This window comes from Chachezhania antarctica, assembly GCF_003646465.1.
In the GTDB taxonomy this organism is placed as follows: domain Bacteria; phylum Pseudomonadota; class Alphaproteobacteria; order Rhodobacterales; family Rhodobacteraceae; genus Chachezhania; species Chachezhania antarctica.
This window is the reverse complement of sequence record NZ_QZEX01000002.1, coordinates 303,978-323,664: the sequence shown is the minus strand read 5'-3', so window position 1 is coordinate 323,664 and position 19,687 is coordinate 303,978. Positions and strand designations below refer to the sequence as shown.

Here is a 19,687-nt window from a genome sequence, read left to right as displayed (position 1 = left end):
ACGAAGTTTAAGGGGGCAGGGCGTATCCTGTTCCCGTCCCAATAACGGGAGGTCGCACCATGCGCCCGATCCTTCACGGCGATGTCAGCTGCGCGGCCCGCGCGCTTTATGCAGTCCCGGAAGACCGCCGGATGCCCCTTGGCACCCGCCTGATCCGCGAGGCCGAGGAGGCCGACCGTTTCGTCAACCGCTTCGGCAAGCTGCACCCGTTCTGGGGCAACGGCTCGCTCATGGCCGCCGCGCGAAGCCACGTCCTGGTGGACGAGCCCGGCTTCGACGACATCGACTATTGTGCCTGTTTCGAACTGGTGCTGCAGGTGCTGGCCGACCACCTCAGCCGGACGCGGGGACGGGCGGGGTAAGGGCGGTTAACGGCGTCCGGACGGTTCGGTTAATATCCGACGATACCGCGGCCCGGGCGGCGCAGGATCTGGGCTTTCGGAAACAGGATTTCTGTTACATCCGCCGGACTTCCATCCTGGCCTGCACCGCGTTAACCAAATTAACTTTTGTAGTCTTGCACCGCGCGACCGCTTTCGGGAAAACCCGGACTTGCTTACGGAGAGGGTCTGGTGCAGGTCGATACGTCATCCCCTAGGTGGAACCTTAGGGACAAGGATTCCATGTTCGACGTCGTGCATCATGCGCGGCTTCCGTTGTGCATCACGGATCCCCATAGCCCCGACAATCCGATCGTGTTCGTCAACCCGGCGTTCTGCGCGCTGACGGGCTACTCGGCAGAGGAGGTCATCGGCGCCAACTGCCGGTTCCTGCAGGGCGCGGAGACCACGCCCGAAAGCGTGGCGGAAGTCCGGGCGCTGGTGGAAAACCGCGCGGTCGATACGGTCGAGATCGTCAACTACCGCAAGGACGGCACCCCGTTCATCAACGCGCTCCAGATCGGCCCGATCTTCGACGCCGACGGCAACCTGCGGTTCTTCTTCGGCTCGCAGCTGGACATCACCCAGAAAAGGACCGTCGAGGACAGCGCCCGGCGGCTGGCCGACGACGAGATCCTGCACCGGCTGAAGAACATCGTGAACGTGATGACCGTGATCACGAAGCTTTCGGCGCGGCATCATTCCTCGGTGACCGAGTTCGGCGACATGCTGACGGCGCGGCTTGCGGCACTGAGCGAAGTGCACTTCTCGAACGCGCTGAGACCCGGGGACGACATGATGCTGTCGAACCTCCTCGGTTCGATCGTGTCGGCCTACGCGGCCATCGACGAACGCCAGTTTGCCGTCAAGGGACCCGATGTCGTGGTCCCGCCCAACCTTGTCTCGCCCATGTCGATCGTCCTGCACGAACTGTCGACGAACGCCGTGAAATACGGCGCGCTGGGGGCAGAGAGCGGCCGGGTGGATGTCGACTGGACGGTCGAGGGCGCAGGCCCCGGCGAACAGCTGCGCCTGACCTGGACGGAACGCGGCGGCCCGTCCATCGCGGCGCCGACGCGGACGGGGGGAACCGGGATCATCCGGAACATCCTCAAGGCCACCGGCGGCCAGCTCGAATTCGAATGGGCGCCCGAAGGCCTCGTCTCCACGCTGCTGGTTCCGTTGCGGGCCTGATCCCCTGGAGTGGCGGGGCCATGCTGGGCGCTCCGGGCTATGATCAAGTCCGCGGAACGCGGGGGCTGCTGCCGGGCTTCGGGACACGTCGCGGGAGCCTGTCAGAGACGTTTCGAGAGCTGGAGCAACCACTCCGTCATGGTCGCCGCTCGGAGACATGTTCCGGTGGACGAACCCGGCTTCGACGACATTGAATACTGCGTTTGCTTCGAGCCGATTCTGCAGGTGCTGGCCGACCATCTGAGCCGGACGAAGGGGCGGGAGGTGTGGTAGTGTAGACAGCGTCACATAAACAAAATACTTCGAGAAAGCCTGTGTAGCAATACCGTTAGTGCCTAGATTACCAGGTGATCAATTGCTATTGAGCTCTGTCAACGTCCATCCTAACAGGAACTTCGGGCCACCTATCGAACAAGTTGTTGCGTTTTAAGTATTCTTCGAAGTCATTGTATCGACCCTTATTCACAAAGTGTGGCGTTATTTGGAATACGGGATCAAACAGAGCGCCGTATCCAAAGATGGAAAAAATCACGGGCGCCCGGTCGTGAGCACCGGAAATTCCGATAGCGCTGACGGTTGATGGAAATTTTCCCATTGCGTCAGCAACGCTGGTATATTTATCCTCTGAATTGAATTCATGCATGCGCGCTTGATTATTTACGCGAAACGGCAGACCTGATGACTGCTGAAGCTTCCGCTCAAGTTCCCAATCCGTTTCAGCTAGAGTATCGTTATCGTTGAAGTAAATAAGGTCAACATCTCTGGGAAAAACGGGCCTGCTAAGCACTTTTCCCCAAGCTAGATCTCGGATCAGTCCGCCTACAATGCACCAATTCGGGAGATTAATTTCCATCGACGCTGCAATGGATGCGGAAACTATGGGTTGATGGATCAACAAATCCATCGCATCACAGTAGTTTCTCATACCAAGCGTCTTTTTGCTTGGGCATGTTCATCGTCAGAGATTCGTGGGATGTCTCGGGCCGCAGTGTCATACATAAGGACGATCTCCTTCGCCCAGTAAGTCGCGGCATTATCGTCAAGCTCACGTCCGCATGAGATGTACTCTATTTTGTTCGCGATCGCAGCAAATTCTTGAATGCCTCTGTAGTTCTGAAAAGCAGTAAGTCGGTCTGCAGAGATTTGCCAAATAGAGGAGGCTAGAAGCATGAATGTTGCAATGCTCATGGCAAAGGACGCAACATGATCTGGAATTCCCAGAAGGAGTGCAATTTGATTGGATCCAAAAAAACCTAAGCCCAACACAAGCGCAGATGCCGTGACAGTGAGAAAGTCCCGCGCAAGGGATTTCTTTAAGGATCTATCATGTCGACGATCACAAATTTCTTTCATTACCGCAGATTTCCTTTGGTAACGTTCAAAGATCTTTCGAACGTCTTCGTCGTTGTACTTCGGGTCAAACTCGCTCATTTTTCAAACCAATAAAGAGGTATCTCTGACTTTTTCTGGATAGCGAGGTTTATAGTTGCGTTGGGTCGGTGTTGCCTACGCGTACACTATATTTCCATCATAACCCTTCGATTTCCGCAGGGAAATATCAATGACACTTCGACAAATTCGCCACCTGACCCTTGGCCGTCAGGCAGGTCTTCCCGTCGGCGGAAAGCCTGAAGTTCCCGTGCTTGCCCTTCACGGATCCGCCCTTCACCCCGTCTTTCCCGACATTCACGTTGCCGTGCTTGCCTTTGACGGTGCCGCCCTTCACGCCGTGCTTGCCGACGTTGACGTTGGCGTGCTTGCCCTTTGCCGTCACGCCCTTCACACCGTGCGTGCCGATGTTGACGTTGGCAGGGCCGCCCTTCAGCGTCGCGCCCTTGATGCCGTGCTTGCCGACATTCAGGTTCATGTGCTTGCCCTTCAGCTTCACATCCGCCACGGCGGACACCGGTACGGACAGGGCTGCGAGCGATGCTAGTACAACTATGAGTGGTTTCATGGGTGCCTCCGATCAAGGATCAGGCTACCTTGGGGGCGGCTCGGAATCAACAGCGCCGGGGGCGGTGCGTGGGGACCACGCACCCTACGGCGGGGTTACCGGGGGTGCGCCGCTCAGTCGCTTTCGCTCCAGTCCGCGTCGGTTTTCCGGGTCGACAGGACGGGGGCGGTGAGCTTGCCGAAGACCCATTTCGTGCCGAACAGGATCGAATCCGACGTGCGGTAGGTGACGGCGTCTCCGGCGCTGTATTCGTATCGGCGCAGGCCCAGGTAGAATTGCAGGTCGAGGTGATCGAGATCCTGCACCACGCCTATGCCATAGGAACTGGCCCGCGTCCCGGACGCCACCGTGTTCCCCCCGCGGTAGGCATCGACAGAGACCGCCGTGTCCCCCCAGGCGGACCAGCGCCGGGTGAGGCCGAGCTTGGAGTAGATGTACTGGCCCTGGCCCTCGCGCGTGCCGGTGGCGGCGGTCAGGCTCCACCCCGATGGCGCGTGGAGCAGGCTGGCAGAGCCCGCGGCCTGTGGCGCGGTGTCGGTCTCGGACCGGGCGAGCGACGTGCCGAAGGAGGTCTTTACCTCGAAATCGCCAAGGCTGTTGCGGTAGAAGAGGCCGATATCGGCCAGCGAGTCGTTTACCACCACCACGCCGTCGGTCAGCTTGATGCCAAGGGCTGCTGCGACGTTGAACGTGCCGTACTGGTGCAGGCTCAGGTCGGGGCTGTCCCAGCGCGCGCGGGGGGCGCGGCCACCGTCGAAGGTGGGGAAGGCGTCGTAGACCGACACCGTGGAAATCGCGCCGTCGCCGGTGCGGAAATCGTAGCCGCCCGCGGTGTCGGAGATGCCAACATAGGCGGCAAGCTGGGTGCTGGAGAGATCGGATTCGGCGACCCCGTCAGACGCCATGCTGCCCAGGCCCAGCGAGAAGGAGCCCGCGCGGTCGGTCTCGATGATCATCTCGAGCTTGCGGACGGTCGCGGCGTTGAGGTTGATGGCCGGGGGCACGTTGTCCTGTGAGAGCGACGCGGATTGGCGCAGGCCCAGCGAGGTCTCGGCATTGAAGCGGGTCTGCACGCGATCGCCGGGCAGGGTGTACCAAAGCCCCACGCGTCCCCCGGAATAGGAGTTGTCGGCCAGCCCGGTATAGGTCGCCTCGCCATCGCCGAAGGACACGATCGCGGGGGAGAAGTGCCCGTAAAGGCTCAGGTTTTCGAACGGCGCGGATTGCGCGAACGCGGGCGAGGCCGTGGCCGCGAGGAGCGCCGCGGAAAGGAGCTTGGAGAGGCCGGTCATGGATCCTGTGGGCTTTGGGCACGCGGCGCGCGATGCACGATATGGTTGAAATCGGTCGGAGCCTATGGGCGCGGCCGGCGATGTTCAACCGGACAGGGGCGCAAGGTCTCATTCCGGATCGCGATTCACCCCATCACGGATTTGCGTTTGGCAGGGGAAGGGTTACATAGCTATCCTGTTCGCAGGAAAACGGAGGCTGCCATGGCCCATACCAAGACCAGCATCTCGTCCGTCGATCCGATCTGGGACCGGATCACGCACGAGGCGGAAGAGGCGGTGGAGCGCGAGCCGCTGATGGGCGGGCTGATCCATGCCTGCATCCTGCACCACCACAATATCGAGAAGGCTTTAAGCTACCGTCTGGCGGCGAAGCTGAACTCGAACGAGATGTCGATGGTGATCCTGCGAGAGATCGCGGAGGAAGCCTATGCCGACGATCCGCGGATCGTGGACGCGGCGCGGGCGGACCTTGCGGCGATCTACGAGCGCGACCCGGCCTGCCACCGGCTGTTGCAGCCGATCCTCTACTTCAAGGGCTACCAGGCGGTGCAAAGCTACCGCGTGGCGCATTGGCTGTGGACGAAGGGGCGGTACGATCTGGCCTATTTCATGCAGATGCGGATTTCGGAGATCTTCGGCATCGACATCCATCCGAACGCCAAGATCGGCAAGGGCATCATGATCGACCACGCCCATTCCATCGTCATCGGCGAGACGGCGGTGGTGGGGGACAATGTCTCGATGCTGCATTCGGTGACGCTGGGCGGCACCGGGAAGGAAGACGAGGATCGTCACCCGAAGGTGGAAGACGGTGTGCTGATCGGGGCGGGGGCCAAGATCCTTGGCAATATCCGCATCGGCCATTGCAGCCGGATCGCCGCGGGCTCTGTCGTGCTGAAGGACGTGCCGGCCTGCAAGACGGTGGCGGGCGTGCCGGCCAAGATCGTGGGCGAGGCGGGGTGCGATAACCCGTCCGTCTCCATGAACCAACTCTTCGCAGCGAAGTAGCGAAGGCCCTTTGCGCGGGCCCCAGGGCCCGCGCCGTGTGCCGATTATCAGGCCAGCATGACCATCGGGTTTTCAAGGTTGTCCTTGATCGCGGCCAGAAGCTCCGCCCCCAAGGCGCCGTCGATGACACGGTGATCGACCGACAGCGTGACCGACATCACTGTCGCCACGGCCAGTTCCCCGTCCTTGCCCACCACGGGTTTCTTCACACCGGCACCCACGGCCAGGATCGCGCCGTGGGGCGGGTTGATGACGGCGTCGAAATTGTCGATGCCGAACATGCCGAGGTTCGAGATCGCGAAGCTGCCGCCCTGATATTCCTGCGGCGCAAGCTTGCGGTCGCGGGCGCGGGTGGCGAGGTCCTTCATCTCGGACGAAAGCGCCGAGAGCGATTTCATCTCGGCATCCTTCAGAACCGGCGTGATCAGCCCGCCGTCGATGGAAACGGCAACGGCCACGTCGGAGGCCTTCATCTTCAGGATCCGGTCACCGGCCCAGACAGCGTTGGCGTCGGGGATGCTTTGCAACGCCAGCGCGCAGGCCTTGATGATGAAATCGTTGACCGACAGCTTCACGCCGCGCGGTTCAAGCTGCTTGTTGATGTCGGCCCGGAATTTCAGAAGCGCGTCGAGGTCGATGTCACGGCGCAGGTAGAAATGCGGGATCGTGGCCCAGGCCTCCCCCAGACGCGATGCGATGGTCTTGCGCATCCCGTCGAGCTTGACCTCCTCGTAATCGCGACCCTCGTAGAGCTTGATCACCTGTTCGGCGGATTGTCCCTTGGGCGCGGCGGCTGCGGCTGCGGGGGCATCGGTGGCTGCAGGTTTCGCTTCCGCCGCGGGGGCGGCTTCAGCGGCTTCCACGTCGGCCTTCACGATGCGGCCATGGGGGCCGGAGCCCTTCAGCTGCGTCAGGTCCAGCCCCTTGTCGGCCGCGATGCGGCGGGCGAGGGGGGAGGCGAAGACGCGGTCACCGGAGGACGTGACGGGGGCCGCCGGGGCCTTTTCCGTCGACGGGGCGGCGGTGGGCTTGGATGGGCTTTTCCCGCTCGGCGCGCCGGCCTCGTCGGAGCCCCCTTCGGGGGCCACCTTCTCGGCCGGAGCCTCTGCTGGCGCAGCGGCCGCCGCGGCGTCGCCCGTCTTGATGTCGTCGGCCGTTTCGCCGTCTTCCAGCAGCACGGCGATGGGCGCGTTCACCTTCACGCCTTCCGTGCCCTCGGACACGAGGATCTTGCCCATCACGCCTTCATCGACGGCTTCGAATTCCATCGTCGCCTTGTCGGTTTCGATTTCGGCAAGCAGGTCTCCGGACGACACGGTATCGCCTTCCTTGACCAGCCACTTGGCCAGCGTGCCCTCTTCCATCGTGGGCGAGAGGGCGGGCATCAGGATCTCGATGGTCATGGACCCGTCTCCTTACCGGTAAGTCACTTTTTTCACCGCCTCGATCACCTCGTCCGTGCTGGTCAGCGCCAGCTTTTCGAGGTTGGCAGCATAGGGCATCGGCACGTCTTTCCCGGTCACGTTGATGACGGGTGCATCCAGCCAGTCGAACGCTTCCTGCATCAGCACGGACGAGATGTAGTTGCCGACCGATCCCTGCGGGAAGCCTTCTTCGACCGTCACGCAGCGGTTCGTTTTCATGACCGAGTTGATGATTGTTTCGGTGTCCATGGGCCGCAGCGTGCGCAGGTCGATGACCTCGGCCTCGATCCCGTCTTCGGCCAGCTTGTCGGCCGCTTCCAGCGCGAACTGCATCGAGATGCCGAAGGAAACGATGGTCACATCGGCGCCTTCACGCCAGATCCGGGCCTTGCCGAAGGGGATGGTGAAATCGTCCAGCACGGGCACGTCGAAACTGTGGCCGTAGAGGATCTCGTTCTCGAGGAAGATCACCGGGTTGTCGTCGCGGATCGCGGTTTTCAGCAGGCCCTTCGCATCGGCCGCCGAATAGGGCATCGCCACTTTCAGCCCCGGAATCTGCATGTACCACGCGGCATAGTCCTGGCTGTGCTGGGCGCCTACGCGGGCCGCCGCACCCGAGGCCCCGCGGAACACGATGGGCGAATGCATCTGGCCGCCGGACATGTAATGCGTCTTGGCAGCCGAGTTGATGATCTGGTCCATCGCCTGCATGGCGAAGTTGAAGGTCATGAATTCGACGATGGGCCGCAGCCCGCCGAAGGCCGCGCCGACACCGATGCCGGTGAAGCCGTGTTCCGTGATCGGCGTGTCGATCACGCGCTTGGCGCCGAATTCGTCCAGCAAACCTTGGGAAATCTTGTAGGCGCCCTGGTACTCGGCGACTTCCTCGCCCATCAGGAAGACAAGCTCGTCGCGCTTCATCTCCTCGGCCATGGCCGAGCGGAGCGCCTCGCGCACCGTCATTTCCTTCATCTCGGTGTCTTCGGGCCAGTCCGGCGTCAGATCGGCCTTGGGGGCTGCGGGGGCCTTCGGGGCCTCCGCCTTCTCGGCGGGCTTTTCGTCGGATTTTTCGTCCGACGTGTCTGGGGCAGGGGCGGCTTTCGGCGCCTCGTCCGGCACCTCTTCGCCTTCCTCGACCATGATGGCGATGGGGTCGTTGACCTTCACGCCCTCGGTTCCCTCGGCCACAAGGATCTTGCCCATGATGCCTTCGTCGACCGCTTCGAACTCCATCGTCGCCTTGTCGGTCTCGATCTCGGCGATCACGTCACCGGACGATACGGTGTCGCCCTCTTTCACCAGCCACTTGGCCAGCGTGCCTTCCTCCATCGTCGGAGACAGGGCGGGCATCAGAATTTCGGTTGCCATTACGGTGTCCCCTTACGCGTAGATATCGGTCCAGAGCTCTTCGACGCCGGGCTCCGGGCTTTCCTTGGAGAATTCGGCAGCGTCGTTGACGATGTCCTTCACCTCCTTGTCGATGGCCTTCAGGTCGTCGTCGGTAGCGAAACCGCCGTCGATCAGCATCTTGCGGACATGGTCGATGGCGTCGTGCTCTTCGCGCATCTTCTGCACCTCGTCGCGGGTCCGGTACTTGGCCGGGTCCGACATCGAATGCCCGCGATAGCGGTAGGTCATGATTTCAAGGATGTAGGGGCCTTCGCCCGACCGGCAGTGGGCCACGGCGCGCAGGCCGGCCTCCTTCACTGCCAGCACGTCCATGCCGTCGACGATCTCTCCGGGGATGCCGAAGGCCTCGCCCCGTGTGTGGATGTCCTTCGACGAGGTCGCGCGCGCCTGAGAGGTGCCCATGGCATAGCGGTTGTTCTCGATCACGAAGACCACCGGCAGCTTCCACAGCGCCGACATGTTGAACGTCTCGTACACCTGGCCCTGGTTGGCGGCCCCTTCGCCGAAATAGGTCATCGTGACCCGGTCGCCGCCCATGTATTTCTGCGCGAAGGCAAGGCCGGCGCCCAGCGGCACCTGCGCGCCCACGATGCCGTGGCCGCCGTAGAATTCCTTGTCCTTCGAGAACATGTGCATCGAGCCGCCCTTGCCCTTGGAGTAACCGCCCTCACGCCCCGTGAGTTCGGCCATGACCCCCTTGGGATCCATCCCGCAGGCGATCATGTGCCCGTGGTCGCGGTAGGAGGTGATGCGGCGGTCGCCGTCTTCCATCGCGGCCTCAAGGCCCACGACGACGGCTTCCTGCCCGATATACAGGTGGCAGAACCCCCCGATCAGACCCATGCCGTACAGCTGGCCGGCCTTCTCCTCGAATCGCCGGATCTGCAGCATCTCGCGGTAGAAGGTCTTCAGCTCGTCCCCGGAAACCTCGGGTTTCTTTGTGTTTTTTCGGGTGGTCATGGCAGAGGTGTCCCCTTCCCGGAAAATAGTTTAGCCTTAAACTACTTCATAACGGATTTGCGGCGACATGACGAGGGGGTAACTGCCGCATAAAGCGAGGCGTTGCGCCGCGGTGATCGAACGTGATCAGCGAACGACGATCTCGTCGCTGCGCAGAAGGCCCAGCACCGACCGCGCCTGCTGGTCCAGCAGATCGAGATCGAGATACCCGTCCGACAGGCGGCGGGTCAGGTTTTCCATTTCGTCGATCTGCGCGTTCAGGCGGTCGAGCTCGGCCTGCAGCGTCTTTTCCTGTGCCGAAAGTTCGACCCGGCGGAACAGGCCGTAATCCCCCTGCACGGCGGCAAAGGTGAAATAGACGCCAAGGCCGAAGGCCAGGACGAGAAATATGAGAACGCCGAAGCTGGGGCCGGCTGCACGCCGCATCGCCTGTGCCATCTGGGTTGGTTCGCTCTGCTCGGGGCGCTTTCTGGTGAAGCGTTTCAAGGGGATTATGGCAGAACTGCAAACCAAAGGGAATCCCCTGCGTGGGCAGAGGTTTGTCTGACGCCGGGACGTGGGTGCCAGACGCGGATAGGTGCGGTAGGATGGCAGGGACTCGAGCCAGAAGGAGAGGCGCGATGAAGGACCGGACCCCGATGAACAATGCCGTGCCGCCGCGGAGCCGGCTGGGCACGCACGAGGTCGAAAACCAGCCCGCCAGCCCCGTGTCCCGCGACCTGTGGACAGGTGACGTGGCCCTGCGCGACGCGGTCAGCGCGGCGCTGGTCGCGGGCGCGGAAGGAACGGACCCGGACCCGGGCGGCCGCATCGCGGCGCTGGCCTGCGCGGGGGCGGAATACGGTGCCGAAGACACGCGCGCCGACGCGGCCGAGGCCCGCCGCGATCCTCCGCGGCTGCTGCTGTTCGACCGTAGCGGCCGGCGGCTGGACGAGGTCGGGTTCTCCTCGGCCTATCACCGGCTGATGCAGCTGGGCGTGGGGCAGGGCTATGCCGCGATGCCGTGGGACGGCGCGCCGGGTGGGCACGTGGCCCATGCCGCGCTCGTCTACATGCAAAGCCAGGAGGAACCGGGCGTGGCCTGTCCGCTGACGATGACCTACGCCGCCGTCCCGGCGCTGGACGCCGATCCCGATCTGTCTGCCATCTGGCGCCCCGGCCTGACATCGCGCGATTACGATCCGTCCCGCCGGCCCGCGGCGGACAAGGCCGGCCTGACGATGGGCATGGCGATGACGGAAAAGCAGGGCGGCTCGGACGTGCGGGCCAACACCACGCGCGCCGACCGCGACGGCGACCACTACCGGCTGACCGGGCACAAGTGGTTCTGCTCGGCCCCCATGTCCGATGGCTTCCTGACACTGGCGCAGGCGCCGGACGGGCTGACCTGCTTTCTCGTGCCCCGCTGGCTGGAGGGCGAACGCAACACGATCCGCCTGCAACGGCTGAAGGACAAGCTGGGTAACGTGGCCAATGCGAGTTCCGAGATCGAATATGACCGCGCGCTGGCCTATCGGCTGGGCGACGAGGGCGCGGGCGTCCGCACGATCATCGAGATGGTGCACCATACCCGCCTCGATACCGCCATGGCTCCCGCCGGCCTGATGCGCGCCGCGGTGGCCGAGGCGCATGCCTGGACCTCCCGTCGCACGGCTTTCCAGCGCCACCTGATCGACCAGCCGCTGATGCGATCCGTGCTGGCGGATCTGGCGCTCGATGCCGAAGGCGCGCTGGCCGCCGGAATTTACGTCGCCCGCAGCTTCGATGCCGGCGATGCGGACTCCCGCGCCTTCGCCCGGATCGGCGTGGCGCTGGCGAAGTATCTCTCGAACAAGCGCTGCATCGCCGTCACCGCCGAAGCGATGGAGGTGCTGGGCGGCATGGGTTACGTCGAAGACACGCCGATGCCGATGCTCTACCGCGAGGCGCCGCTGAACGGCATCTGGGAGGGTTCGGGCAATGTCATCTGCCTCGATATCCTGCGCACGCTCGCCCGTGACCGCATGGCGGGCGAGGCGCTGCAGGCCCGCCTTCAGTCCGCCCGCGGCACCCTGCCGGAGTACGACACGGCGCTTCAGGCTCACCTGTCCCGCTGGCCCGGCCTGCCCGAGGAGGCCGAGGCAAGGTGGTTCGCCGAAAGCCTCGCCGGTTTGCTGACCGGCATGGCCCTGATCGAGACGGCCCCCGAAGCGGTCGCGGCCGGCTACGCCAGAACCCGGCTGAAAGGGGACCGCGGATCGCTGCCCGGCGCGGTGACCGGCACGGATACCGAAGCGATCCTGTCCCGGATCGCGCCTGCATGAACGGGGCCACTTGAAGGCGGCCACGTGAACGGGTCACCGTCGCGGCGCTTCGGATCTCACCAAAGCAGCAGCTTCGAACCCGTCCTCACGCGCCCCCTGCCTGCCGGATCGGGACCCCGGCCTCAAGGACAATAGCCGTCTCCCCGCGCTGCGGGGCCCCTCGGCGATTGACCTTGACACCGGCGCCCCGCACCGGCCGCCCGGCGCCACGCGAGGACGGCTCCGAAGCAGCAGCCAGATAGGTGGGGCGCCCGGCTTCTTTGGTCTTCAAATACCTCGGGGGAGGGGAGGGCGGGGGCAGCGCCCCCGTATCCGGTCAGCCCGCGACCGACGCCCTGTGGGTCGTGTCGATGGTCGCGGCGAGGGTCCGGTCGAAATCCTCGTCCGCCTGCCGGGCCGAAAGCCCTTCGGTCAGCGCCCGGCTGAAGGACGCGATGATACCGCGGTTGGCGGCGAGCTTCTCGTTGGCCTCGTTCCGTGCATAGCCGCCCGACAGCGCCACGACGCGCATCACGCGCGGATGGTCGACCAGCGCGGCATACTGGTTGGCCTTGGTGGGAAGCGACAGTTTCAGCATGACCTGCTGGTCGGCGGGTACGCTTTCGAGGCCCTTCAGAATCTCGGCCAGGACGATATCTTCCGCCTCGGCCTTGTCGGGGATCGAGATGGTGACTTCCGGCTCGAGGATCGGAACCAGCCCGTGGCCCAGGATCTGGTGGCCGATCTCGAATTGCTGGGCGATATTGGCGGCGATGCCGGCGGGGTTGGCCGCGTCGATGACCGAGCGCATTTTGGTGCCGAAGATGCCCTTCGCGACGGCCTTTTCCAGCGTCGCGTCAAGCTCCGGCATGGGCTTCATCAGTTTTACGCCGTCGGTGCTGTCGGCCAGGCCCTTGTCGACCTTCAGGAAGGGTACGACGTGCCGTTTCTCCCACAGGTAGGTGGCGGTGGGCGTACCGTCGATATCGCGGTCCATCGTCATTTCGAACAGGATCGCGCCGATCACCTTGTCGCCGGTGAAAGCGGGCGACTTGATGATGCGCGAGCGCATCTGGTGGATCAGGTCGAACATCTCGGCCTCGGACCCGTAAGCGTCTTCCTCGATCCCGTAGAGCTTCAGCGCCTTGGGCGTGGACCCGCCGCTCTGGTCGAGCGCGGCGATGAAGCCGCCACCTGCGCGCATCTGATCGGCCTGGGTCTGGTTCGGCATGGGGTCGTCCTTCCAATAGCGTTGTGGTCACGCCACGCGCGCGCGGCGCCGTCAGGGATTTTGATACGGCACAGTCTGGCGGGCACGCAATCTCCGTTAGCGCGAACGGAACCGCGGCAGAGCGATGCAGTGGAAAACGGGGTATGGCGCGAGCGTTGCGAGGGGGGGGCGCTGCCCCCCGCCCGAGGTATTTGGAGACCAAAGAAGCCCACCCACGACAGCAATGGAAAAGGCGCCCGATCGAGCGGGCGCCCCTTCTTCTTTCCCAAATACTCCCGCCGGAGGCATCCGCCGCGGGGAAGCGGCGACCGGCCCGGATCTCAGGCGCCGAGGGCCGCGACGCCAGGCAGGGTCTTGCCTTCCATCCATTCGAGGAAGGCCCCGCCCGCCGTCGAGATGTAGGTGAAGCTTTCGGCAGCGCCCGCCTTGTTCAGGGCCGCGACGGTGTCGCCGCCGCCGGCGACCGAGATCAGGTGTCCGGAGGCCGTGCGTTCGGCGGCGATGCCGGCGGCGGAATTGGTGGCGGTGTCGAAGGGCGCGATTTCGAACGCGCCGAGCGGGCCGTTCCAGATCAGCGTCTTCGCGTTTTCCAGGACGGAGCCGATGCGTTCCACCGTTTCGGGGCCCGCGTCGAGGATCATCGCGTCGGCCGGGCAGGCGTCGATCGAGACGGTCTCGTTCGCGGCGCCGGCCTTGAATTCGCGCGCGACGACGATGTCTGTGGGCAGCACGATCTCGCAGCCCGCCGCCCTGGCCTGCGCCATGATCTTCTGCGCCGTGCCGGTCATGTCGTGTTCGCAGAGCGACTTGCCCACGTCATAGCCTTCGGCGGCCAGGAACGTGTTGGCCATGCCGCCGCCGATCACGAGGTGATCGACCTTTTCGACGAGGTTGCCCAGCAGGTCGAGCTTGGTCGACACCTTGGCGCCGCCCACAACGGCCACGACGGGCCGTTCCGGTTTGCCGAGCGCGGCTTCCAGCGCTTTCAGTTCCGCCTCCATAAGGCGGCCGGCGCAGGCAGGCAGGGTGCAGGCGATGCCTTCGGTCGAGGCGTGGGCGCGGTGCGCGGCGGAAAACGCATCGTTGCAGTAGATGTCGCCCACCGCGGCCATCTCGGCGGCGAATGTGGCATCGTTCTTTTCCTCGCCCGGATAGAAACGCGTGTTCTCCAGAAGCAGGATCGCGCCGTCGGGCAGGGCATCGGCCGCGGCGATGGCGGCCGGGCCGCGGCAGTCGGCGCAGAAGGTGACGGGGCGGTCGAAGGCGGCTTCCAGTGCGGGGACGAGCTGGCCCAGCGACATCTCGGGCACGACCTGGCCCTTGGGGCGGCCGAAATGCGCCAGAAGGATCGGCGTGCCGCCGGCGTTCAGGATCGTTTCTATCGTTGGAAGCAGGCGACGGATGCGGGTGTCGTCGGTCACCACGCCGTTCTCCATCGGCACGTTGATGTCGACGCGCACCAGCACGCGTTTGGACTTCAGATCCATGTCGTCGAGCGATTTCCAACCCATCGGTCAAATCCTTCGTGAAAAACGGTACTGACAGGGTTGTTCCCCGTTCCGGGCGCCTTGGTCAATGCGGCGAATGCCGCCGCTCCCTTGGCAAACCGGCGCAGCGCGAATAGGTGTCTTGGCAAAAGAACTAACAGACAAGAACGGAGGCTCGCATGGCCGAGTACGAAGATCCCGAGAACACGATCCTGATCGAACTGAAGGACGGCACCGTCGCGATCCAGCTGCTGCCCGATGTCGCGCCGCAGCACAGCGCGCGGATGAAGGAACTGGCCCGCGCCGGCGCCTATGACAATGTCTGCTTTCACCGGGTGATCGACGGTTTCATGGCCCAGACCGGCGACGTGAAGCATGGCAACATGGAAGAAGACTTCAACATTCGCATGGCGGGCACGGGCGGGTCGGACCTGCCGAACCTGCCGGCCGAATTCTCGCGCCTGCCGCATGATCGCGGCACCATCGGGGCGGCCCGGTCGGCCAACCCGGACAGCGCCAATTCGCAGTTCTTCATCAACTTCCAGGACAACAACTTCCTGAACGGGCAGTACACCGTCTATGGCCGGGTGATTTCGGGTATGGAACATGTCGATGCCATCGCGCGGGGCGAGCCGCCGGCGGAGCCCGACCGGATGATCAGCATGAAGGTGGCCGCAGATGCGTAAGCTTGCACTTGGACTGGCCCTGCTGGCCGCGGGCCCCGCGATGGCAACGGGGCTCGATATCGCGGTCGAAGGCGAAGGCGCGAACGGCACCATTCATGTCGACCTGCTGGAAGACGTGGCCCCGGGCCATGCCGAACGGATCGCCAGCCTTGCGGAAAGCGGCGCCTATGACGGCGTCGTCTTCCACCGGGTGATCGACGGGTTTATGGCGCAGACGGGCGACGTGGAATTCGGCAAGATGGGCGGCGACATGCGCATGGCCGGGCGCGGCGGCTCCGACGAACCGGATCTCGCGGCCGAGTTCTCGGACATTCCGTTCGAACGCGGCGTGGTCGGCATGGCCCGGTCGCAGAGCCCGGACAGCGCCAATTCGCAGTTCTTCATCATGTTCGACGAAGCGCCGTTCCTGAACGGCCAGTACACGGTCGTGGGCCGGGTCACGGACGGAATGGATGTCGTCGACCAGATCAAGCGCGGGACCGGCCAGAACGGTGCGGTTGTCGGTCAGCCCGACCGGATGACATCGGTCACGGTGACCGACTGATCCCATGTGCCAGATGCGGCGGGCCGGACCGGCCTGCCGCGACTTGCGCCGGGCGCGGCGACGCCTCCGACGGGAGGATCTGGGAAGAGAAGAAGAGGCCGGGACGGGGTTTCGGTGTCTTCAATGAAAACGGCCCCGCCGCAGAACGGACGGGGCCGATTTTGACCGGAAACCCGGAACTCGGCGATTTACGAAGACGGCGTGGTGTCGGCCTGTTTCCGCGCAGAAGCGGCGGCAGAGGCGGCTTTCGACGTCGTGCGGGCCGCGCTGCTGGCGTTGTCGGCCGCGGCGCTTTTGGATTCGCCGCCGGTGGACGTGTTGGCCGACCCCGAGGACTTGCCGCCCGGCTGCAGCGGATCGTCGTCGCGCTGGACGGAGCCTTCGAAATGGGCGCCGCTTTCGATCGCGATGGTCTTGTGGATAATGTCGCCTTCGACGCGGGCGGTGGCCGTCAGGCGGACCTTCAGCCCGCGGACGCGGCCCACGATGCGGCCGTTGATCACAACGTCGTCGGCGGTGACTTCACCCTTGATCGTGGCGGTTTCGCCCACGGTCAGCAGGTGCGCGCGGATATCGCCTTCGACCGAGCCTTCGACCTGGATGTCGCCGCTGGTCTTCAGGTTGCCCGTCACGTGCAGATCGGACGACAGGATGGAAGCAGCGGGTTTCGGCTTCGGAGCGCTCGACGTCGGGGCCTGGTTCTCCTGCTTCGGGGGGGCAGGGCGCGCAGCGGCGGGGGCTGCGGTTGCTGCGTCCGAGGCACGCGGGCCGGGTTCGTTGATTTTGCTTTTAGAAAACATTTCTCGCAGCCTTGATATAGATCATCGGGTTTTTGGGTTGGCCGGCAGCTCGCACTTCGTAGTGCAGATGGGTACCCGTCGAACGGCCAGTGCTACCCATATCACTGATATGATCCCCACGCGAGACCCTTTGGCCCTTCTTGACGAGAATGCGCGTATTGTGGGCGTAGCGGGTTTCCAGCCCGAAGGCGTGCTGGATCACGACGAGCTTGCCGTAGCCGGATTGCCAGCCGGCATGCGTCACGACGCCGTCGGCGGTGGCGTATATATTGGTGCCGTGGGGGCCGGCGAAATCGGTGCCGGAATGCAGCCGCCGACCGCCCGACCACGGATCGCGGCGATAGCCGAAGCCCGAGGTCATGCGCACCGAGGCGCGGACCGGGTTGGCGAAGGGCGCCTGCTCCGCGGCGAGGCGGTAGAGGTTCAGCCGGTCCATCTGGTCGAGGATCCGGTTGGCGCGCAATTCGTCGCCCGAAGGCTCTTCGCCCCGGGTCGAGAACGAGATCGGCATGAGCGGGCCGCCCTGTCCGTCATAGCCGCGGCGGACCTCTTCGATCATCCGGTCGGGCGACAGGCCGGCCGAGGTGAACATCTTGTTCAGCGGCTCGACCGAGACTTCGACGGCTTCTTCAAGCTGGCGGAAGATCTGGTCATTGCGGTCCTTGATGACTTCCAGTTCGGACACGAGCCGGTCGCGGTCCTGCTCGGCCGTCTTCGCGTCGTCGGCCGTCTGGTCGCGCTCGGCGGCCGTGCGGGCCAGCGCCTGCGACATGAACTCGATCTGCTTGGGCGCGGTTTCGGCGGCCAGCAGCATCCGGCTTTCGCCCTTGGTTTCGGCCCTGAGCGCGGTCAGCGCTTCGCGCGATTCGTCGCGTTCCTTCATCACGGTGCGCAGAGTGGTCTGGATGACCTCGATCCCGGTGGCCAGTTCGTGGCGGCGGGTTTCGGATTCCAGAAGTTCCGACTGCATGACCGAGATCTGTTCGAGCGCCGCGTTGAACCGGTTCTGCGCGGCGACCGCTTCTTCGGCACGGGCGTCACGCTCGGCCGAGATATGGTTCAGGCGGGCCTGGTAGATCGCCTTGTCGCGCGCGGCCTGGTCACGGAAGTTTCCGGACCCGATACTGTCCATCAGGACAATCGCCAAAGCGATGATCGCCCAGGAGGTCAGTAGAATAGCCGAACTGAAGGCTATGAGTTGCGTCGCCGGTTTCAGGCGAATGAAACGGGTATCCGTGTCCGATTTCAGGAATACCCGTCGTTCCGGAAATCGTTTTTCTAGAAACTTGTCGAGCTTGATCGCAAGCTTTGTCCGCACGTCCTCACCCCTATTCCCGTCCCCGAACGATGCACGGATCAGGGCTTCCGGCATCTTGGGGCACTTCGTAGTCCACGAGTTTGCATTTGGGCAAGCCTCATAGTCCGCTGCGGTTGGAAACGGGTTACCGCGCCCCCGGAATAGGCAACTCTTTGCCGATTCAGTGGAAATTCCTGACTTGCAGCAGCGTGTTCCAGCTTGGTGCAGTTTTGGTTTACGTTAGGTAAAGAGGGTGTGCGCCTTGTAATCGGCCAGAACCAATTCGCCTTTCGGGTCGTCGGGACACACGTAATGCGTGCATTTTCGTATCAAGTTTATCGAAATGGCAGATCACCGGGTCTGGCCTCTATCCGCGGGCCTTCTCCTCGGCCAGCGGCCAGTAGAAATCCGGTGGCAGCCCGGCATCGGCGCGTTTTTCCTCGTTGAAGGGGGGCTTCAGCGCGCCGTGGAAATAGCGCCGGACAAGGCTGTGGAATGCCTCCTTCGGGTCGAGCTCATCGCGCCCGCAAAGGAAGTTGAACCATTTCGAGCCATAGGCGACATGGGCCACTTCCTCCGCATAGATGGTTTTCAGCGCCGCCACCGCCTGCGCTTCGCCCGCCTTTTCGAAGATGCCGATCATGCCGGGGGTCACGTCCAGACCGCGGGCTTCCAGCACCATGGGCACGACGGCCAGGCGCCCCGGCAGGTCGTCCGCCGTATCGGACGCCGCGCGCCACATGCCGGCATGGGCGGGCAGGGCGCCGTAATGGCTTCCCAGCGCTTCAAGGCAATCGCAGACCAGCCCGAAATGCTTGGCCTCCTCGTCGCCGGATTTGACCCAGTCGTCGTAGAACCCTTGGGGCATCGGGACATGGCCGAAGCGGGCGATGATGTCCCAGTGCAGATCCACCGCGTTGAGTTCGATATGCGCCACGGCGTGCAACAGCGCGATCCGGCCCGTGGGGCTGCCGGGGCGGCGGCGCGGCACGTCGCGGGGCTCCAGCAGATCGGGCTTGGTGGGACGCGCGGGAAAATCGGGGGGCGACGCGGTGCCAATGGCGATCGGTGCGCTCTCTCCCCGCCGCGCGGCGAACCACGTTGCCGCATGGGCCCGCGACAGCGCCGCCTTGGCGCGGCCGTCGGCGGTGGACAGAACCTCCACCGCCATTTCGGTCAGCGTGAGGCTCACAGAGCCTTCACCGCCGCCAGCACCTCGTCGACATGGCCGTCGACCTTCACCTTGGGCCAGATCTTCGCGATCTTGCCGTCGGCGTCGATCAGGAAGGTGGCGCGGGTGATGCCCATGAATGTCTTGCCGTACATCTTTTTTTCACCCCATACCCCGTAATCTTCGCAGGTGGTGGTGTGTTCGTCCGACAGAAGGGGGATGGAGAGATTCTGTTTCGCAACGAATTTGTCGTGGCTGGCGACGCTGTCCTTGGAAATCCCCAAGACTTGCGCACCGGCGTCGGCAAAGGCCTGCGCGCTTTCCGAGAAGCCGATGGATTCCTTGGTGCATCCCGGCGTATTGTCCTTGGGATAGAAGAACAGAACCACCGGCGCACCGCGCAACGCTGAAAGCGTTACATCGCCGCCGCCGTCTCGGGGCAGGGTGAAATCCGGGGCGGTATCGGACACTTCGGGCATGTCGGGCATGGGGGTCTCCTCGGTTGACGTGATCGGTCGGTGCGGGCCGGCGCGCGTGCAACAGGACCAACCGGAATGGGCAGGA

The 19,687-nt window shown here is 64.0% G+C and carries 20 protein-coding genes; 6 read left to right on the top strand and 14 right to left on the bottom strand.

What is annotated here, in order from left to right:
* Positions 1-59: 59 nt before the first annotated feature.
* Both D4754_RS05295 and D4754_RS05290 read left to right on the top strand, forming a co-directional pair.
* Positions 60-362, top strand: coding sequence for a DUF7742 family protein (locus D4754_RS05295; protein ID WP_121061876.1), 303 nt, complete (start codon positions 60-62; stop codon positions 360-362).
* Positions 363-623: 261 nt separating this feature from the next.
* Positions 624-1,574, top strand: a complete 951-nt coding sequence (locus D4754_RS05290) for a PAS domain-containing protein (protein WP_121061875.1) — start codon at positions 624-626, stop codon at positions 1,572-1,574.
* A 358-nt stretch (positions 1,575-1,932) separates the two neighbouring features.
* Here the strand turns inward: D4754_RS05290 and D4754_RS05285 are convergent, their stop codons facing one another.
* From D4754_RS05285 to D4754_RS05275, 4 genes are all read right to left on the bottom strand, one after another.
* The gene (locus tag D4754_RS05285; RefSeq protein WP_163025785.1) at positions 1,933-2,478 is read right to left on the bottom strand and encodes a nucleotidyltransferase family protein; all 546 of its coding nucleotides are present in this window, start codon (positions 2,476-2,478) and stop codon (positions 1,933-1,935) included.
* A 17-nt stretch (positions 2,479-2,495) separates the two neighbouring features.
* Positions 2,496-3,005 carry a hypothetical protein gene (locus D4754_RS23855; protein ID WP_163025784.1) on the bottom strand — a complete coding sequence of 170 codons (510 nt, stop codon included), beginning with the start codon at positions 3,003-3,005 and terminating at the stop codon, positions 2,496-2,498.
* 127 nt (positions 3,006-3,132) lie between these two features.
* Positions 3,133-3,531 carry a hypothetical protein gene (locus tag D4754_RS05280; protein ID WP_163025783.1) on the bottom strand — a complete coding sequence of 133 codons (399 nt, stop codon included), beginning with the start codon at positions 3,529-3,531 and terminating at the stop codon, positions 3,133-3,135.
* A 113-nt stretch (positions 3,532-3,644) separates the two neighbouring features.
* Positions 3,645-4,823 (bottom strand): hypothetical protein, encoded by a 1,179-nt coding sequence (locus tag D4754_RS05275; protein WP_121061872.1) that lies wholly within the window; start codon positions 4,821-4,823, stop codon positions 3,645-3,647.
* A gap of 201 nt (positions 4,824-5,024) precedes the next feature.
* On the opposite strand from D4754_RS05275, the gene cysE reads away from it, so the two are divergent.
* Positions 5,025-5,831, top strand: coding sequence for a serine O-acetyltransferase (gene cysE, locus D4754_RS05270; RefSeq protein ID WP_121061871.1), 807 nt, complete (start codon positions 5,025-5,027; stop codon positions 5,829-5,831).
* 47 nt (positions 5,832-5,878) lie between these two features.
* On the opposite strand, the gene D4754_RS05265 is transcribed toward cysE, so the two are convergent.
* The 4 genes from D4754_RS05265 to D4754_RS05250 all read right to left on the bottom strand — a co-directional run bounded on the left by D4754_RS05265 (position 5,879) and on the right by D4754_RS05250 (position 10,051).
* Positions 5,879-7,234, bottom strand: a complete 1,356-nt coding sequence (locus tag D4754_RS05265) for a pyruvate dehydrogenase complex dihydrolipoamide acetyltransferase (RefSeq protein ID WP_121061870.1) — start codon at positions 7,232-7,234, stop codon at positions 5,879-5,881.
* 12 nt (positions 7,235-7,246) lie between these two features.
* The gene (locus D4754_RS05260; protein ID WP_121061869.1) at positions 7,247-8,623 is read right to left on the bottom strand and encodes a pyruvate dehydrogenase complex E1 component subunit beta; all 1,377 of its coding nucleotides are present in this window, start codon (positions 8,621-8,623) and stop codon (positions 7,247-7,249) included.
* A gap of 12 nt (positions 8,624-8,635) precedes the next feature.
* On the bottom strand, positions 8,636-9,625 hold the full coding sequence (gene pdhA / locus D4754_RS05255; RefSeq protein WP_121061868.1) for a pyruvate dehydrogenase (acetyl-transferring) E1 component subunit alpha: 990 nt from the start codon (positions 9,623-9,625) through the stop codon (positions 8,636-8,638).
* Between the two features lie 126 nt (positions 9,626-9,751).
* Positions 9,752-10,051 (bottom strand): FtsB family cell division protein, encoded by a 300-nt coding sequence (locus D4754_RS05250; RefSeq protein ID WP_121062243.1) that lies wholly within the window; start codon positions 10,049-10,051, stop codon positions 9,752-9,754.
* A 194-nt stretch (positions 10,052-10,245) separates the two neighbouring features.
* On the opposite strand from D4754_RS05250, the gene D4754_RS05245 reads away from it, so the two are divergent.
* Positions 10,246-11,928, top strand: a complete 1,683-nt coding sequence (locus D4754_RS05245) for an acyl-CoA dehydrogenase family protein (RefSeq protein WP_240453756.1) — start codon at positions 10,246-10,248, stop codon at positions 11,926-11,928.
* 316 nt (positions 11,929-12,244) lie between these two features.
* Here the strand turns inward: D4754_RS05245 and D4754_RS05240 are convergent, their stop codons facing one another.
* Positions 12,245-13,138, bottom strand: a complete 894-nt coding sequence (locus tag D4754_RS05240) for a fructose bisphosphate aldolase (protein ID WP_121061867.1) — start codon at positions 13,136-13,138, stop codon at positions 12,245-12,247.
* Between the two features lie 320 nt (positions 13,139-13,458).
* Complete coding sequence (locus D4754_RS05235; RefSeq protein ID WP_121061866.1) at positions 13,459-14,649, bottom strand: phosphoglycerate kinase; 1,191 nt, start codon at positions 14,647-14,649, stop codon at positions 13,459-13,461.
* Positions 14,650-14,804: 155 nt separating this feature from the next.
* On the opposite strand from D4754_RS05235, the gene D4754_RS05230 reads away from it, so the two are divergent.
* Positions 14,805-15,311 (top strand): peptidylprolyl isomerase, encoded by a 507-nt coding sequence (locus D4754_RS05230; protein WP_121061865.1) that lies wholly within the window; start codon positions 14,805-14,807, stop codon positions 15,309-15,311.
* Entirely contained in the window at positions 15,304-15,855 is a 552-nt protein-coding gene (locus tag D4754_RS05225) for a peptidylprolyl isomerase (protein WP_121061864.1), read from the top strand. Before D4754_RS05230 ends, D4754_RS05225 begins: the two co-directional genes overlap by 8 nt.
* Before the next feature lie 188 nt (positions 15,856-16,043).
* Here D4754_RS05225 and D4754_RS05220 read toward each other — a convergent pair whose 3' ends face one another.
* The 4 genes from D4754_RS05220 to bcp all read right to left on the bottom strand — a co-directional run bounded on the left by D4754_RS05220 (position 16,044) and on the right by bcp (position 19,602).
* Positions 16,044-16,655 (bottom strand): bactofilin family protein, encoded by a 612-nt coding sequence (locus D4754_RS05220; protein ID WP_121061863.1) that lies wholly within the window; start codon positions 16,653-16,655, stop codon positions 16,044-16,046.
* A complete protein-coding gene (locus D4754_RS05215) occupies positions 16,645-17,973 on the bottom strand; it encodes a M23 family metallopeptidase (RefSeq protein WP_121062239.1) in 1,329 nt (442 codons plus the stop codon). Before D4754_RS05215 ends, D4754_RS05220 begins: the two co-directional genes overlap by 11 nt.
* Positions 17,974-18,319: 346 nt before the next feature.
* The gene (locus D4754_RS05210; protein ID WP_121062237.1) at positions 18,320-19,123 is read right to left on the bottom strand and encodes a ferritin-like domain-containing protein; all 804 of its coding nucleotides are present in this window, start codon (positions 19,121-19,123) and stop codon (positions 18,320-18,322) included.
* A gap of 17 nt (positions 19,124-19,140) precedes the next feature.
* The gene (bcp, locus tag D4754_RS05205) at positions 19,141-19,602 is read right to left on the bottom strand and encodes a thioredoxin-dependent thiol peroxidase (protein WP_121062236.1); all 462 of its coding nucleotides are present in this window, start codon (positions 19,600-19,602) and stop codon (positions 19,141-19,143) included.
* Between the last annotated feature and the right edge of the window lie 85 nt (positions 19,603-19,687).